The following is a 14,592-nucleotide window of genomic DNA, read 5'->3' as shown; positions in this document are numbered from 1 at the left end:
GGTGTCATGCCTGATTCCGCTCCCGTCGCGCCCAGCCACGCCCGCATGCCCCTCGCCGTGTACATACTCGGGCTGTCCGTCTTCGCCCTCGGGACCAGCGAGTTCATGCTGTCCGGGCTGCTGCCTCCGATCGCCGACGACATGGATGTCACCATCCCGCAGGCCGGTCTGCTGATATCCGCGTTCGCGATCGGCATGGTGGTCGGCGCCCCGCTGCTCGCCGTGGCGACGCTGCGGCTGCCGCGCCGTACGACGCTCATCGCGCTGATCTCCGTCTTCGGCCTCGGCCAGGTCGCGGGCGCGCTCGCGCCCACGTACGAGGTCCTGTTCGTCTCGCGCGTCGTCAGCGCGTTCGCGTGCGCGGGCTTCTGGGCGGTCGGCGCCGCGGTCGCCATCGCGATGGTGCCGAAGACGTCGCGCGCCCGCGCGATGGCCGTGATGATCGGCGGACTGTCGATCGCGAACGTGCTCGGCGTGCCGGTGGGGGCGTTCCTCGGTACGCATCTGGGCTGGCGTTCCGCGTTCTGGGCGGTCGGCGCCGCGTCGGCGATCGCGCTGGTCGGTGTCGCGACGCTCATCCCGCGTATCCCGCTGCCGGAGCGGAAGCCTGAGCTGCGGCGCGAGTTGCTGATCTACCGCGACCGCCAGGTCTGGCTCGCGATCGCGATCACGGCGCTCGCGGCGGGCGGGGTCTTCTGCGCGTTCTCCTATCTGGCTCCGCTGCTGACGGACGTGGCCGGGCTCGACGAGGGCTGGGTCCCGACGGTGCTCGCGCTGTTCGGCGTCGGCGCGCTGATCGGCACGGTGATCGGCGGCCGGGTCGCGGACGCGCACCTCTTCGGGGTGCTGCTGAGCGGGGTGGTGGCGTCGACGGTGTTCCTGTCCGCACTGGCGCTCCTCGCGTCGAGCGCGGTGGCGTTGGTGGTGCTGTCGCTGCTGCTGGGCTTCTCGGCGTTCTTCACGGCGCCGGCGCTGAACGCGCGGCTGTTCAACGTGGCGGCGGCGGCCCCGATCCTGGCGGGCGCGACGGCGACGTCGGCGTTCAACCTGGGCAACACCGGGGGTCCCTGGCTGGGCGGCACGGTGATCGACGCGGGGCTGGGCTTCGCGTCGACGGCCTGGGCGGGGGCGGCGATGACGGTGGTGGCGGTGGGCTTGGTGATACTGGCGATGCGCCATCAGCGTTCGGGCGCGACACGCGTGATCGCGACGGGCGCGGCTGCGGGCGCGGGCGCGGCTGCGCCCAGCCTCACCAAGACAACCCCGGCCACCACCAGCCCGTCCGGCGATTAGGACACCCGGATCGAGGACACCCTGCGGGCAGGCCACCCACCAACGCCTACCCGCCCCACCGCTTCCGCCGCCGCAACCCCGCCCCCGTGAGCTTCCGTACCAGTTCCCGCGACCCGACCTCCACCGCGCCCGCCCGCACCGCGTCCCCGTACCGATGGGCCGGTACGTCGTAGTGGTCCCGCTCGAACGCCCGCGCCGGGCACCCGATCCCCGCCGCGAACGCGTGCAGTTCCTCGTACGACACATCACTCACCAGGTGCGACCACAGCCGCCCGTGCCCCGGCCACGTCGGCGGATCGATGTATACGGCCACGTCACCCGGCCCCCAGAACGGCGCCCAGCGACCCCACCGGGGCCACCACCACCGCCGCCTTCCCGCACACCCAGTGCGGATCCGCCCCCAACTCCGGCTCCACCTCCAGCGCGTGCGGCCCGCCCTCCGCCGCCAGTTCCGTACGGGACTTGCCGCAGACGGGGCAGAGCGGCCACCGCCCGTGGGTTTCCAGGAGGGCGTCCTGTACGTCCTGGGCGATCAGCCCGGCGACGTACTCGACGCCCTCGGGCCACTGCTCCACCCACCACCGCCGGTGCACGACGGCGTCCTCCACCAGTGAGACGACCTCGGCGCGTGCGACGTCACCCGCCGCGAGATCGGCGAGGACCAGGGCGCGTGCGGTGTGCAGCGCCTGTTCCAGCGGTTTCATGTCTTCCATGCACCCATTGTCATACGCACCCAGGTAAAGGATGGAGATCCTCATGCGTATCGGTGAGCTGTCGGACCGCACCAGCACCTCGCGCCGCCTCCTTCGCTACTACGAGGAGCAGGGCCTCATCGTCGCCACCCGCTGCGCGAACGGTTACCGCGCCTACGACGAGCCGACCGTCGACCGGGTCATCCAGGTCCGCGGGCTGCTCGACGCCGGTCTGCCGACCCGCATCATCAAGCAGATCCTGCCGTGCCTCGACAAGCCGAGGGCCATCCATTTCCCGGACGCGACCCCGGAGATGCTGGCGACGCTCGAAGTGGAACGCGACCGTATGACGCGGCGGATCGACTGCCTGACCCGCAATCGGGACGCGGTGGCGGACTATCTGGCGGCGGTCCGCGAAACGGCGGCGCCCGCCGCCCATGCCCCGAGCGCCCACGCCCCTGACACCCATGCCCCGGGCACCCGCGACGCCCTCGACACCCTTGACGCCACCACCGCCTGAAATTATCTTTCACTCGTGACCAGTGACGTGAAGGAAATTTACAGCGGCGGCGCCCCTCCGGCCCCCGCCGCCCTCGCGGCCAAGGTGCGCACGCTCGCACCCTCCATGACGCGCTCCATGCAGCGCGTCGCCGAAGCCGTGGCCGCCGACCCGGCGGGCACGGCCGCCCTCACCGTCACCGGTCTCGCCGAACTCACCGGTACGAGTGAGGCCACCGTCGTCAGGACCGCCCGCCTCCTCGGCTACCCCGGCTACCGCGATCTGCGTCTCGCCCTCGCCGGCCTCGCCGCCCACCAGGAGTCCGGCGCGGCGCCGGCGGTCACCGCCGACATCGCGGTCGACGACCCGATCGCCGACGTCGTCGCCAAGCTGGCGTACGACGAGCAGCAGACCCTCGCCGACACGGCGGCCGGGCTCGACACCGTCCAGCTCGGCGCCGTCGTCACAGCGGCCGCCGCCGCGCGCCGCATCGACATCTACGGCGTCGGCGCGAGCGGTCTCGTCGGCATGGACCTCGCGCAGAAACTCCTGCGCATCGGCCTGATAGCCCACGCGCACAGCGATCCGCACCTCGCCGTCACCAACGCCGTCCAGCTCCGCCCGGGCGACGTGGCCATAGCGATCACACACTCCGGCTCCACCGGCGACGTCATCGAGCCGCTGCGCGTCGCCTTCGACCGGGGCGCGACGACGGTCGCGATCACGGGCCGCCCGGACGGGGCGGTGTCGCAGTACGCGGACCACGTCCTCACCACGTCCACGGCCCGCGAGAGCGAGCTGCGGCCCGCGGCGATGTCCAGTCGTACGAGTCAACTCCTCGTCGTGGACTGCCTGTTCGTCGGTGTCGCACAGCGGACGTACGAGACGGCCGCACCCGCGCTCGCCGCGTCCTACGAGGCACTGGCGCACCGCCACACGCCGCGCACCCGCTGATCCACGCGCGCACCTGCTCAACCGCGGCACCGCACCACCGCAGCACCGCACCACCGACAACGGGGCTTCCTCAGGTTTCTGCCAGCTCGCCAGAAAGAGCCGCTTCTCCATGACCTCCATGCCCACCGACGCCTCTTCGACGTCCGGCGCCGGAACATCCCACGCCTCGTACGGCGAACTCCGCGCCGAACTCGCGACCCTCACCACCGAGGCGTTCCGCCCCGAACTCGCCGAGATCGACCGCCGTCCCACCGAGGACATCGCCCGCCTCATGAACGGCGAGGACCAGACCGTCCCGGCCGCCGTCGCCGCGCATCTCCCCCATATCGCCGCAGCCATCGACGCCGCCGCCGAGCGGATGGCCCGTGGCGGCAGGCTGATCTACGCGGGCGCGGGCACGGCCGGCCGCCTCGGCGTCCTGGACGCCAGCGAGTGCCCGCCCACCTTCAACACCGACCCGTCGGAGGTCGTCGGCCTGATCGCGGGCGGCCCCGGCGCGATGATCAAGTCCGTCGAGGGCGCCGAGGACTCCAAGGAACTGGCGGCCTCCGACCTGGACGAGCTGAAGGTCGACGTGAACGACACGGTCGTCGGCGTCTCGGCGTCCGGCCGCACCCCGTACGCGGTCGGCGCGGTCGAGCACGCGCGCGCCCTCGGCGCGCTCACCATCGGCCTGTCCTGCAACGCGGACAGCGCGCTCGCGGCCGCCGCCGAGCACGGCCTGGAGATCGTCGTGGGTCCCGAACTGCTCACGGGATCAACCCGGTTGAAGGCCGGTACGGCGCAGAAGCTGGTCCTCAACATGATCTCGACGATCACGATGATCCGGCTCGGCAAGACGTACGGAAACCTGATGGTCGACGTCCGCGCGTCCAACGAGAAGCTGCGGGCCCGCTCCCGCCGTATCGTCGCGCTCGCGACGGGCGCGCCGGACGAGGAGATCGAGTCGGCGCTGGCGGCGACGGACGGCGAGGTGAAGAACGCGATCCTCACCATCCTCGGCGCGGTGGACGGCCCCACGGCGGCGGGGCTGCTGGCGGATTCGCACGGGCATCTACGGGTGGCACTCCAGGCGTCGAAGGAGCCCGGCTCCACGTCGTAGGAGCCTTACAAGGCCACCGGACCCACCCGACCTGATCGGGCACAGGATGTCGGGTCCGGCCAAGATCAGGCCGGCGGCGAGGTACTGGTTGACGGTGGTCGCGCCGCCGTGGACCGCGACATCGCCGTCGCCGACCGCCGCGCGTGCCCGTGCAAGTGCCGCCGCGATTCCGTCGGTGGAACGGCGGCTCGTCCCCCCACCAGCCGTTCCACCGCCGGTCCCACTCGCCGCGCACGGGGCCGAACATGTTGCGCCCCATGATGAACGCCCCGGCGGCGGCCAACCGGTCGATCTCGGCCCGGTTCTCGTCGGGAGTGTCGAACATCCAGGCGTGCAGCCCTGCACCCGTACCGTCGCCGCCGTCGTCGCCGAACGGGCGTTCCTCGGTCTGGTTGAGCCCGGCCGCGTACCCGTCGGCGGAGATCGTGATGTCGCAGATCACCCGGCCCGTTCGTTCGGTCATCACTCCCCACTCGCCGACAGGGCATGTTCCAGGAGGACCTCCGCCGCGGCCCGTGCGTGCCGGCCGTAGTCCGCTTCGTCCAGCACCATCGCTCGGCTGGCCGCACCGTCCGCGAGGGTGACCAGTTGTTCGGCGAGTTCGGTGGGCTCGCGGCAGCCCAGCTCTGTCACCAGCGCGGTGACCAGCCGCACCATCCGCAGCTTCTGTTCGCGGGCGTAGGCGTGGACCGCACTCCCCGGATCGGGAAACTCCGCCGCGGCGTCGATGAACGGGCACCCGCGTACCGGGCTCGTCTCCGCCGTGGGCCGGTCCAACGACCCCGGGTCGAACAACCCGAGGATCCGTTCGCGCGGGGGGATGTCCTCGCGGGTCAGCACGCTTTCCAGCGTGGCCCCCGAGGACGCGAGGTCCTGGAGGTGGGCGAGCACCAGATCGTTCTTGGTCCGGAAGTGCGCGTAGAGGGTGCGCTTGGACACCGGTGCCTTCTCGGCGACCTGCTCCATGCCGGTCGTGTTGATCCCCTGGGTCGCGAACAACTGGGCGGCGGCAAGCAGGATGCGCTCCCGCCCGCCGCGTCCCCGCCGTTGAGGTGCCGTAGCCGCCGTACTCATAGAGGAAGTATACGTCCGCGTTTACTTTGGCAGGCCGGACCGCCAGAGTCGCCCTCTAAGTAAACGATACCGTTTACCTGAGTCTCATTGAGGAGAGTCCCATGAGTGGGTCGGTCCCGACCGAGCCGAGTGGCCACGCGGAGAAACTGATACGCGGCCGTCACGCGACGCGCGCGTTCCGTCCGGACACGGTGCCGGAGGACGTCATGCGCGCGATCTTCTCGCTGGCCGGCGCCGCGCCGTCGAACTCCAACGCGCAGCCGTGGCAGGTGGAGGTGGTGAGCGGTGCGGTACGCGAGCGCCTGGCGGACTCTCTGCGCGCGGCCCACGCCACGAAGCGCACCGCGACGGACTTCCCGTACTCCGAGGGCATGTACTCAGAGGTGCACCACACGCGCCGGGCCACGTTCGGTGCCGAGCTGTACGGCGCACTGGGCATCACGCCCGACGACCACGCGGCACGTGCGGCCTACGACGCCGAGAGCCTGCGTTTCTACGGCGCGCCACACGCCGCGTTCCTGTTCGTCACGGGTGACGGTGGGGCACGCCTGGCCGCGGACGCCGGCGCCTACATGCAGACGCTGCTCCTGGCGATGACCGCGTACGGCGTGGACAGTTGCCCGCAGGGACTGCTGAGCTTCTACGCCGACACCGTACGCGCCGAACTCGGCCTCACCGGAGGGAAGTTGCTCGTGGGCATCTCCTTCGGCTACGCCGACGACGCCGCGCCGGTGAACCAGGTCATGACGGCGCGGGCCGCCCTGGAGACGACCACAACCTTCCACCGCTGACCTGGCGCGGGGTGCTGTTCCGGTCAGCTGATCGCGTCGATCTCGACCTCGACGAGCCACTCGGGGTCGATGAAGCGGGACACCTCCATGACGGTGCACGCGGGCCGGATGTCGGCGAAGCGCTCACCGTGCGCACGGGCGGCGTCCTTCCACCGCGTGACGTCGGTCAGCATGAGGCGGGTCCGTACGACGTCCGCCATCCCGGCCCCCGCCTCCCGCAGGGCGCGTTCGGCGATGTCGAGGCACCGTACGGTCTGCGCGTAAACGTCGCCGGGCCCGACGGTGGCCCCGTCGTCGCCGATCGGAGCCGTACCGGCGACGACCACGTACGACCCGACCCGCACCGCCCGCGAGAACCCGATCTCCGGCTCCAACGGGGATCCGGAGCTGACCATCTGCCGTGCGTCTTCCATACCGTTCCTCAGGTCAGTCCCACTGGGCGTCCACATAGCCGAGCCGCCGGTTCATCTCGATGGCGGCCGTGTTCGCAGGGTGGTGGATTGTTCGGATCTTGTCCACGCCACAGAGGTGGGCGAAGCCGATCCCGAACGTCTTCATCGCGATGGATACGCCCCGACCGCGGTAGCCGTCCCTGACCCCGGTCATCTCGTTGAAGACAAAGCCGCCGGACCGCCGGTCCGATGTCGCGGCGAGCCCGCACCAGGTGTCGCCGTCGAGTGCGACGACGACACCGCGCGGGTCGAAGGAGGGGACGTCGACCCGGCGTTCGATGTACTCGTCGAAGGTGTAGAACTCACCGCGGTCGGGGATGTCGGCGGCGCACTCCTTGTTGAGCGCGTACAGCTCACGCCGGTGGGGCGGGGTGTCCCCCAACTCGGCCAGCGTGGTCAGGCGAATGCCGGCACCTCGGCAACGCTTCACGTACTTCACGAAGCGCGCCGCGTCGAAGGTGCGTATGTCGAGTTCGAGCTTGACCCAGTGATCCGCCATGGTGCTGGAACATAGCAATCGCGGTGTGCCGAAGTCGGGCAACTATCCGGCCGGGCCGGTCGTCCTCCGGGTATGACGTCCCCGAACCCCGACCCGCCCCGGTGGCCGCACTGCGGCTACGGCACGACTGCCGAGGAACCGGTGGGCTGCCATGGCAGGCGCATCCCCGGCCGCACCTTGGGCCTCGCCGTCCTCGCCGTACGCAACCGCGTCAAGCGCTGAAGCGGCAGAAGGAGCTGAAGGGGCTGAAGGGGCTGGATCAGCGCGTACGAAGCCAGTCCGTCAGCCTGTCGACCGCCACGTCGGCGACGAGTTTGAGCTGGCGGGCCGCCCGCTCCAGTTCGTCCTGCAACTCGCTCTGCTCTGCCGGGCCTTCCGTCTCCACCCGCACAGCCGTGCCCCGATAGCCGATCGGCCCCTCGTTGACCCGCTGGTAGAAGCCCACAAAACCGGACCCGTCCGCGTCGAGGCAGATCGAGCCGCCGTTCGTGCGCTGGTCGCGCCATGTGACGCGTTCCATCGCGGCCCCGCCGTGGTCCACCAGGATGCGCAGGTCACCGGAGGTGTGCCAGCCGCCGCCCCAGCCCTCCTCCGTGCGGAAGTGGTGCAGAGGCGTGTTCGCCGTGCCCTCGGGGAAGGTCCAGCGGCCGTCCAGCCGGCCGCGGAACTCGGACGTCGTGCCGTCCGCGCCCCGGTGGTGGCCGAGGAAGTCGGTCATGGCGGACTGGAAACTCGCCGCGCCTTCCGCGCCGTCGACGCTCCGCCAGGAGACCTGCGCGGGCAGCGAGCCCTCGCCCCGCTCGACGTAGAGGCGCAGCAGGCCGGCGTCCGTCCAGTCCGACGCGCCGACCGCACGGCGCTCCGTACGGAAGGCGAACACCGCGCGCTCCGCCGCCTTCGCGCCCATCGCCCGCTCGGAGCGGTCCCGTTCGTACACCGAGTCCAGCGTGATCCGGTAGAGCCAGAGCATGGTGGCGGCCTTGGAGGAGCTGCGCACCGTCACGGTGTTCGTCCCCTCCCGCAGCAGCTCGCCGGGCACCGCGAACACCATCGTCTGGGGCAGGTCACCGCCGCCGGGGAGTGGCAGGGAGTCCACCAGCGCATGGCCGTTGACCTCGATGTCCATCGGTGCGAAGCCGGGCGCGCCCCCGAGCTTGGACACCAGCGCCGTCACCTTCAGCGTCGCCTCGACGAACGTCTCGCCCGCCTCCACCTCGAAGTCCAGCGTGGCGCTCCCGCCGGCGCCGAGGTGGACATGATCCCCGGCGAACCCGCCACCGTCGGTCCGTACTTCGGTGTTGCCGCACAGCGGCGGGGATATCGAGAAATCCGCGAAGGTCGCTTCCATGTGTCAGGACTCTAGCCACGCCCACTGACATCCCCTCAGCGGTGGATGATCAGCCACGTCGCGACCGCCGTCACGCTCTCCGACCGGTTGCCGATGATGTGCGGCCGACGGCAGGGGTACGTGATCGAGTCACCGGCCGCGAGCGTCACCGTTTCCGTGTCCGTGTCCGCCCCGAACTCGATGGTGAGTTCGCCCTGCGTGACCGTCCCCACCTCGTAGCCGTCGTGCTTCAGGAACTGACCGTGCGCGTTCGAGATCGCGCCCGGTGGATAGACCGACTCGAAGAACTCGACGTCCGACGTCGGCGCGGGCGACAGCCTGCGGAAGGTGACGCCGCCGTCGAGCAGGATCGGGTCGACCTCCCACGACCTGCGGATCGCGAAACCCCGCTCCTCGGCGGGGGCTTCCGGTTCGTCCGTGTCGAACACCGCCGCCAGCGGTACGTCGAGCGCCGAGACGTACGCGATCAGCCGGCTCACCGACGGCCGCATCGCCCCGAGTTCGATCTGCGACACCGCGCTCGCGGAGATGCCGAGTTCACGCGCCAGCGCGCGCAGCGACTTCCCCGAGCGGAGCCGGAGTTCGCGGAGGCGCAGCCCCAGGCGCTCGGAGCTGATCGCGTCCACCGACGTGCCCGGCCCGGGCCGCGATCCCGGCCCCGAGTCCTTGCCCATCAATTGCGACACATCCTTTACACGGCCGAAAAACAACGACAGGTGTCAAGTGCTAGCTTGACGCACCCTGTTAAGGAATGACTTTACAGCGCTCCCGGAGGCATTCATGGCCGAGAACACCGCAGCGCCGCCGCTCACTCCCCCCAGCGAGCCCCAGCCCCAACCTCAACCCCACTACGATCCCAGCCTCACCAACGACGACCTCGCCCCCGTCAAGAAGCAGTCCTGGAACTCGTACAACATCCTGGCGTTCTGGATGTCCGACGTGCACAGCATCGGTGGATACGTCACCGCGGGCAGCCTCTTCGCGCTCGGGCTGGCCAGCTGGCAGGTGCTGTTCGCGCTGATCGTCGGCATCCTCATCGTCAACGTCTTCTGCAACCTCGTCGCGAAGCCCAGCCAGGTCACCGGCGTGCCGTACCCCGTGATCAACCGCGCCGTCTTCGGCGTCGCCGGTGCCAACATCCCGGCCATCATCCGCGGGCTCATCGCCATCGCCTGGTACGGCGTGCAGACCTACCTCGCCTCGCAGTCGCTGCTCATCATCTTCCTCAAGTTCTGGCCGAGTTCGGCGTCCCTCAACGACTCGACCTTCCTGGGGCTCTCCCCGCTCGGCTACGTCTGTTACGCGATCCTCTGGGTCGCCCAGGCCGCCGTCTTCTGGCGCGGCATGGAGTCCATCCGCCGCTTCATCGACTGGGCGGGACCGGCCGTCTACGTCGTCATGATCGTGCTGGCGGTCTACCTGGTCAGCAAGGCCGGCTGGTCGAACGTCAGCTTCAACCTCTCCGAGGGCGAGAGCCTGGGCTTCGGCGCCTCGATCCCGGTGATGCTCAGCGCGATCGCGCTCGTCGTCTCGTACTTCTCCGGCCCGATGCTCAACTTCGGGGACTTCGCCCGCTACGGGAAGTCGTTCGACGTCGTCAAGAAGGGCAACTTCTTCGGCCTGCCGATCAACTTCCTCTTCTTCTCCCTCCTGACCGTGATCACCGCCTCGGCCACCGTCCCCGTCTTCGGTGAGCTGATCACCGACCCGATCCACACCGTGGAGCGCATCGACACGGCGTTCGCGATCCTCCTCGGCGGGCTGACGTTCGTCATCGCGACGATCGGCATCAACATCGTCGCCAACTTCATCTCACCGGCCTTCGACTTCTCCAACGTGAGCCCGCAGAAGATCAGTTGGCGGGCCGGCGGGATGATCGCGGCGGTCGGGTCCGTGCTGCTCACACCGTGGAACTGGTACAGCGACCCCGAGGCCATCCACTACACCCTCGGGCTGCTCGGCGCGCTCATCGGGCCGCTGTTCGGCATCCTGATCGCGGGCTATTACGTGATCAGCCGTCAGCACGTCGTCGTGGACGACCTGTTCACCCGGTCGCCGACCGGCCGCTACTGGTTCCGTAAGGGCTACAACCCCAACGCCGTCTGGGCGACGGCCCTCAGCGGGATACCGGCGGTCGCGTCCGTCCTCCTGCCGAAGATGCTGCTCGACCTCGAACTCACCACCATGGACCTGACCGAGATCTCGGACTACAGCTGGTTCATCGGCTGCGGCCTCGGCTTCCTGGCGTTCGTCGCGCTGGAGAGGCGGTCCCCGCAGATCGTGGTCGAGCGATGACCCGCGCCCGTACCCGTATCCGCGTGATCAACCCCAACACCAGCTCGGGCATGACGGAGTCCATCGGCCGCTGCGCGCGTACGGCCGCCGCCCCGTCGACCGTCGTCACCACCGTCAACCCGGCCATGGGGCCGGAGTCCATCGAGAGCCACTACGACGAGGCGCTGGCCGTCCCCGGCCTGCTCGCGGAGATCGCGGCGGGCGAGGCGGCGGAGGAAGAGGGGTATGTCATCGCCTGCTTCGGGGACCCGGGGCTCGACGCCGCCCGTGAGCTGGCGACCGGGCCGGTGATCGGGATCGCCGAGGCGGCGATGCACACGGCGGTACTGCTCGGCCGGAGCTTCAGCGTCGTCACCACGCTGCCCCGGACCACCGGACGCACCTGGGACCTGGCGCGCCGCTACGGCTTCGCCGACGCCTGCCGTGGCGTGCACGCCTGCGACATCCCCGTACTCGACCTGGACGACCCCGGCCCGGCCACGGTGCGGACCGTGACCGAGGCGTGCACGGCGGCCGTGAACGAGGACGGGTGCGACGTCGTCGTGCTCGGCTGCGCGGGCATGGCACCGCTCGCCCCGACGCTCGCCCGCCGGACCGGCGCCCAGGTGGTCGACGGCGTCGGCGCGGCGGTGAAGCTGGTCGAGTCGCTGGTGTCGCTGGGGCTGCGGACGAGCAAGCGCGGCGAGTACGCGGCGCCGCCGCCGAAGAAGTACACGGGCCTGCTGGGCGAGTTCAGCCTCTGACGTCGTGAGGGGAGGCGTCAGGACAGCAGGCGGCAGGCGGCAGGCTTCGTGACGGGAGGCGGCAGGACGCGAGGCGCGGGACGGACCGTAGAGTCGAGGGAGCGGCCGAAGCCAGTTGCGTTGGCTTCGGCCGCCCCCTTACGTCCCTACGTCCCTACGTTCTTACGCCCTTACGTCCTTGTGTGGCTTTCAGGCGGTAGTCAGGCCAGGCGGCGGCGCAGCCACCAGGCGCAGAAGCCGGCCAGCAGCCCGGAAAGGGCGAGGAAGATTCCCGTCTCGATCCACTGGAAGGTCCAGTAGCGGTCGGCGGGCTGGTAGTCCGCGTTGACGTGGAGGTCGGACGTGGCGAAGCAGTCGAAGGGATCCACCTTGGGGGTCGCGCAGCCTTCGGTGCCGTGGACCTCTTCGCCGGCCGCGTTGAGCACCGGATTGACCCCGGACACCACCCAGTCGCCGGGCTTGGACACACCCACCGTCAATCGGGTGCCCGCGCCGGAGCCCGACAAGTGGATCTGCTGCCCCTGCCAACCGTCCGTCGGGGCGCTGCGCTCTCCATCGGCGTCGACGTACTCCATGGCCAGCGAGTTGAGCGCGACCTGGGCGCGTTCCGGCGACATGAGGTGCGGGCGGATCGCGAAGGGCACGAGGATCTGGACCGCGGTGAAGACGACGAGGGTGGCGGCCATCGCGGGCACGGTGCGCCGGATCAGCAGCCCGGCGCAGGCCCCGAGGGTGAAGGCGAAGGCGGCGTAGGCGAGAGGAACGATCGTGCGCCCGCCGAACAGCAGCGGGGTGAACCGGTCCAGGTTTATCCGGTCGATCGGGCTCGCCCACCAGGTCACCAGGAGGCTGAGGAGTCCGGTGACGGCGACGCTGACCAGACCGACGGCGCCCAGCTTGACCATGAGCCAACGGCCGCGGGTGATGCTCTGGTTCCAGACGAGCCGGTGGGTGCCGGTCTCCAGTTCGCGGGCGATCAGCGGAGCGCCCCAGAAGCCCCCGATGATGCCGGGCACGGCGATCAGCAGCCCCGTGACGAAGTAGGACAGGGTCTGGTACTCGCCGACCAGTGCGTCCCTGGCCGATTCGCAATCGGTCCGGCAGGAGGCGACGGTGCTGTCGTAGGCGTCGCGTATCTGGAGGCCGGTGACCACGAGGAGGATCGCGATCACGGCCAGCGCGGCGAGGGCCACGAGCGTTTGGGCGCGGTATTGGCGCCAGGTCAGCCAGATCATCGCTGGTTCTCCAGGGTGGGTCGGCGGCCGGGCCCGGCCGCGGCCTGACTCATGTAGGTGAGGACCAGGTCCTCCAGGTTGAGCGGCTCCAAGACCCAGGAGGGGTCGTGGACCGCTTTGGCGGCGCGCACGATGAAGGTGCTCTGCCGCTCGGTGTGGGTGGCCTGGATGACCCGCATGCCCTCGGGCAGGTCGGCGGCGTCGCGGCGGGCGGTGGTGAGCCGGAAGTGTGTGGCGAGCAGGTCGTCCACGTCGCCGGTGATCTGGACGCGGGAGGCGACCAGCGAGATCAGGTGGTCGCAGACCCGTTCCAGGTCGGAGACCAGGTGCGAGGAGAGCACGACCGTGGCTCCGTGCTCGGCCACGAACTCCATCAGGCTCTGCAGGAACTCGCGCCGGGCCAGGGGGTCCAGGGCGGCGACCGGCTCGTCGAGGATCAGCAGCTCGGGCCGTTTGGCCACGGCCAGGGTCAGGGCCACCTGGGCGCGCTGGCCACCGGAGAGCTTGCCGGCCTTCTGGGCCGGGTCCAGTCCGAGCTGCCGGACGCGGTCCGCCGCCAGCCGTGCGTCCCAGGCCGGATTGAGCCGGGCGCCCAGTCGCAGATGGTCGGCGATCGACAGTCCCGCGTAGGTGGGGGTGTCCTGGGCGACGAAGCCGACCTTGGCCAGCTGCTCGGGTCCGGACGCGGGACTGCCGCCGAGCACTTCGATGGTGCCCGAGGTCGGGGTGAGCAGCCCGCAGGCGAGTTGCAGCAAGGTGGACTTGCCGGCCCCGTTGGGACCGACCAGGCCGACGACCCGCCCGGCCGGCACGCTCAGTGTGCAGTCGGACAGCGCCTGCTTGCGGCCGTACCGCTTGCCCAGCGCTTTGGCTTCCAATATGGCGGTCATTTCTCCTCTTCGAGGGACTTGTGTGTGCCGGTTCGGGTGCGGAAGGTGCTCAGGAACAGGGCCTCGATGCTCTCCTCGCCCAGCCCGGCGGCCCGCGCCCTGTCCAGCCAGCGCTGCAGGTCCTGGCGCAGCGGCTCGTGCTCGGACAGCGAGGCGTCGCTGAGCGTGCCGGAGATGAACGTGCCCACTCCGGGCTTCTTCGCGACCAGACCTTCGTATTCCAGCTCCCGGTATGCCTTGAGCACGGTGTTGGGGTTGATCGCCACCTTGGCGGCGACGTCCTTGACCGTCGGCAGCTGATCCCCCTCGGACAGCAGGCCCAGCCGCAAGGCCTGGCGCACTTGGTGGATCAGTTGCATGTACGGCGCGACGCCGGACCGTGCATCGAGGTGAAACTCGATCACTGTCCTCCTCTATTCATCTAGGTTACTAGCACTATAGAACTCTGCCTCTGCCGTTCGCGTCAAGACAGCAGGAATCCAGGCAGCGGGAATCGAGGCAGCGGAATCCAGGCAGCGGGATCAAGGCAGCAGGATTCGGCGCGACCGGATCGATGCCGGATCGCGCTCATGAGGCCGGGTCAGAAACCGGATGTGCTGCGGAACTTGATGAGCTGTCTCCTACGGACCGGTGGCCTCGCGGAATACGCACACGTGGCGACCAGGACCGGGCGGGGCGTGGCCCCGCCGAGGCGCACCGGGCGCACCGGGCTCGTGATGGAGCCC

18 protein-coding genes and 1 pseudogene are annotated in these 14,592 nt (G+C 70.0%); 8 read left to right on the top strand and 11 right to left on the bottom strand.

Annotated features, from left to right (window positions below; translation table 11 throughout):
* Nucleotides 1-45 precede the first annotated feature (45 nt).
* A complete protein-coding gene (locus tag ACFT9I_RS09275) occupies nucleotides 46-1,293 on the top strand; it encodes a Cmx/CmrA family chloramphenicol efflux MFS transporter (RefSeq protein ID WP_382562619.1) in 1,248 nt (415 codons plus the stop codon).
* 46 nt (nucleotides 1,294-1,339) lie between these two features.
* Here ACFT9I_RS09275 and ACFT9I_RS09270 read toward each other — a convergent pair whose 3' ends face one another.
* Nucleotides 1,340-1,606: a DUF4031 domain-containing protein gene (locus tag ACFT9I_RS09270; protein WP_382562331.1), complete on the bottom strand. Its 267-nt coding sequence runs from the start codon at nucleotides 1,604-1,606 to the stop codon at nucleotides 1,340-1,342.
* A 1-nt stretch (nucleotide 1,607) separates the two neighbouring features.
* On the bottom strand, nucleotides 1,608-2,006 hold the full coding sequence (locus tag ACFT9I_RS09265; RefSeq protein ID WP_382562329.1) for a hypothetical protein: 399 nt from the start codon (nucleotides 2,004-2,006) through the stop codon (nucleotides 1,608-1,610).
* 43 nt (nucleotides 2,007-2,049) lie between these two features.
* Here ACFT9I_RS09265 and ACFT9I_RS09260 point away from each other — a divergent pair, with 43 nt between their 5' ends.
* From ACFT9I_RS09260 to murQ, 3 genes are all read left to right on the top strand, one after another.
* A complete protein-coding gene (locus tag ACFT9I_RS09260; protein ID WP_382562327.1) occupies nucleotides 2,050-2,505 on the top strand; it encodes a MerR family transcriptional regulator in 456 nt (151 codons plus the stop codon).
* Nucleotides 2,506-2,520: 15 nt separating this feature from the next.
* On the top strand, nucleotides 2,521-3,438 hold the full coding sequence (locus tag ACFT9I_RS09255; protein WP_382562325.1) for a MurR/RpiR family transcriptional regulator: 918 nt from the start codon (nucleotides 2,521-2,523) through the stop codon (nucleotides 3,436-3,438).
* A 109-nt stretch (nucleotides 3,439-3,547) separates the two neighbouring features.
* A complete protein-coding gene (gene murQ / locus ACFT9I_RS09250) occupies nucleotides 3,548-4,540 on the top strand; it encodes an N-acetylmuramic acid 6-phosphate etherase (protein ID WP_382562322.1) in 993 nt (330 codons plus the stop codon).
* 63 nt (nucleotides 4,541-4,603) lie between these two features.
* On the opposite strand, the pseudogene ACFT9I_RS09245 reads toward murQ, so the two are convergent.
* Nucleotides 4,604-5,003, bottom strand: a pseudogene (locus tag ACFT9I_RS09245) (dihydrofolate reductase family protein); the annotation flags it as partial.
* On the bottom strand, nucleotides 5,003-5,614 hold the full coding sequence (locus ACFT9I_RS09240; protein ID WP_382562320.1) for a TetR/AcrR family transcriptional regulator: 612 nt from the start codon (nucleotides 5,612-5,614) through the stop codon (nucleotides 5,003-5,005). The gene ACFT9I_RS09240 and the pseudogene ACFT9I_RS09245, both read right to left, overlap by 1 nt.
* Before the next feature lie 101 nt (nucleotides 5,615-5,715).
* Between ACFT9I_RS09240 and ACFT9I_RS09235 the strand changes: the two genes are divergently transcribed.
* Nucleotides 5,716-6,405 (top strand): nitroreductase, encoded by a 690-nt coding sequence (locus ACFT9I_RS09235; RefSeq protein WP_382562318.1) that lies wholly within the window; start codon nucleotides 5,716-5,718, stop codon nucleotides 6,403-6,405.
* Nucleotides 6,406-6,428: 23 nt separating this feature from the next.
* Here ACFT9I_RS09235 and ACFT9I_RS09230 read toward each other — a convergent pair whose 3' ends face one another.
* Nucleotides 6,429-6,818, bottom strand: coding sequence for a RidA family protein (locus ACFT9I_RS09230; protein WP_382562316.1), 390 nt, complete (start codon nucleotides 6,816-6,818; stop codon nucleotides 6,429-6,431).
* 13 nt (nucleotides 6,819-6,831) lie between these two features.
* Nucleotides 6,832-7,356: a GNAT family N-acetyltransferase gene (locus ACFT9I_RS09225; protein ID WP_382562314.1), complete on the bottom strand. Its 525-nt coding sequence runs from the start codon at nucleotides 7,354-7,356 to the stop codon at nucleotides 6,832-6,834.
* Nucleotides 7,357-7,428: 72 nt separating this feature from the next.
* Between ACFT9I_RS09225 and ACFT9I_RS09220 the strand changes: the two genes are divergently transcribed.
* Nucleotides 7,429-7,578, top strand: a complete 150-nt coding sequence (locus ACFT9I_RS09220; protein ID WP_382562312.1) for a hypothetical protein — start codon at nucleotides 7,429-7,431, stop codon at nucleotides 7,576-7,578.
* Between the two features lie 37 nt (nucleotides 7,579-7,615).
* On the opposite strand, the gene ACFT9I_RS09215 is transcribed toward ACFT9I_RS09220, so the two are convergent.
* Both ACFT9I_RS09215 and ACFT9I_RS09210 read right to left on the bottom strand, forming a co-directional pair.
* On the bottom strand, nucleotides 7,616-8,704 hold the full coding sequence (locus ACFT9I_RS09215) for an alpha-1,2-mannosidase (RefSeq protein WP_382562310.1): 1,089 nt from the start codon (nucleotides 8,702-8,704) through the stop codon (nucleotides 7,616-7,618).
* A 35-nt stretch (nucleotides 8,705-8,739) separates the two neighbouring features.
* Nucleotides 8,740-9,378, bottom strand: a complete 639-nt coding sequence (locus ACFT9I_RS09210) for a helix-turn-helix domain-containing protein (protein ID WP_382562308.1) — start codon at nucleotides 9,376-9,378, stop codon at nucleotides 8,740-8,742.
* Between the two features lie 106 nt (nucleotides 9,379-9,484).
* Between ACFT9I_RS09210 and ACFT9I_RS09205 the strand changes: the two genes are divergently transcribed.
* Together ACFT9I_RS09205 and ACFT9I_RS09200 are read left to right on the top strand one after the other, a co-directional pair.
* On the top strand, nucleotides 9,485-10,999 hold the full coding sequence (locus ACFT9I_RS09205; protein WP_382562306.1) for an NCS1 family nucleobase:cation symporter-1: 1,515 nt from the start codon (nucleotides 9,485-9,487) through the stop codon (nucleotides 10,997-10,999).
* Entirely contained in the window at nucleotides 10,996-11,742 is a 747-nt protein-coding gene (locus tag ACFT9I_RS09200) for an aspartate/glutamate racemase family protein (protein ID WP_382562304.1), read from the top strand. The genes ACFT9I_RS09205 and ACFT9I_RS09200 overlap by 4 nt, the downstream gene beginning before the upstream one ends.
* 200 nt (nucleotides 11,743-11,942) lie before the next feature.
* Here the strand turns inward: ACFT9I_RS09200 and ACFT9I_RS09195 are convergent, their stop codons facing one another.
* The 3 genes from ACFT9I_RS09195 to ACFT9I_RS09185 are packed head-to-tail and all read right to left on the bottom strand — an operon-like array spanning nucleotide 11,943 to nucleotide 14,271.
* Nucleotides 11,943-12,977: an ABC transporter permease gene (locus ACFT9I_RS09195; protein WP_382562302.1), complete on the bottom strand. Its 1,035-nt coding sequence runs from the start codon at nucleotides 12,975-12,977 to the stop codon at nucleotides 11,943-11,945.
* Nucleotides 12,974-13,867, bottom strand: coding sequence for an ABC transporter ATP-binding protein (locus ACFT9I_RS09190; RefSeq protein WP_382562300.1), 894 nt, complete (start codon nucleotides 13,865-13,867; stop codon nucleotides 12,974-12,976). The genes ACFT9I_RS09195 and ACFT9I_RS09190 overlap by 4 nt, the downstream gene beginning before the upstream one ends.
* Entirely contained in the window at nucleotides 13,864-14,271 is a 408-nt protein-coding gene (locus ACFT9I_RS09185) for a GntR family transcriptional regulator (protein ID WP_382562299.1), read from the bottom strand. The genes ACFT9I_RS09190 and ACFT9I_RS09185 overlap by 4 nt, the downstream gene beginning before the upstream one ends.
* Between the last annotated feature and the right edge of the window lie 321 nt (nucleotides 14,272-14,592).

The organism is Streptomyces sp. NPDC057137, from assembly GCF_042670825.1.
GTDB lineage: Bacteria > Actinomycetota > Actinomycetes > Streptomycetales > Streptomycetaceae > Streptomyces.
This window is presented reverse-complemented; position numbering and strand designations above follow the sequence as displayed.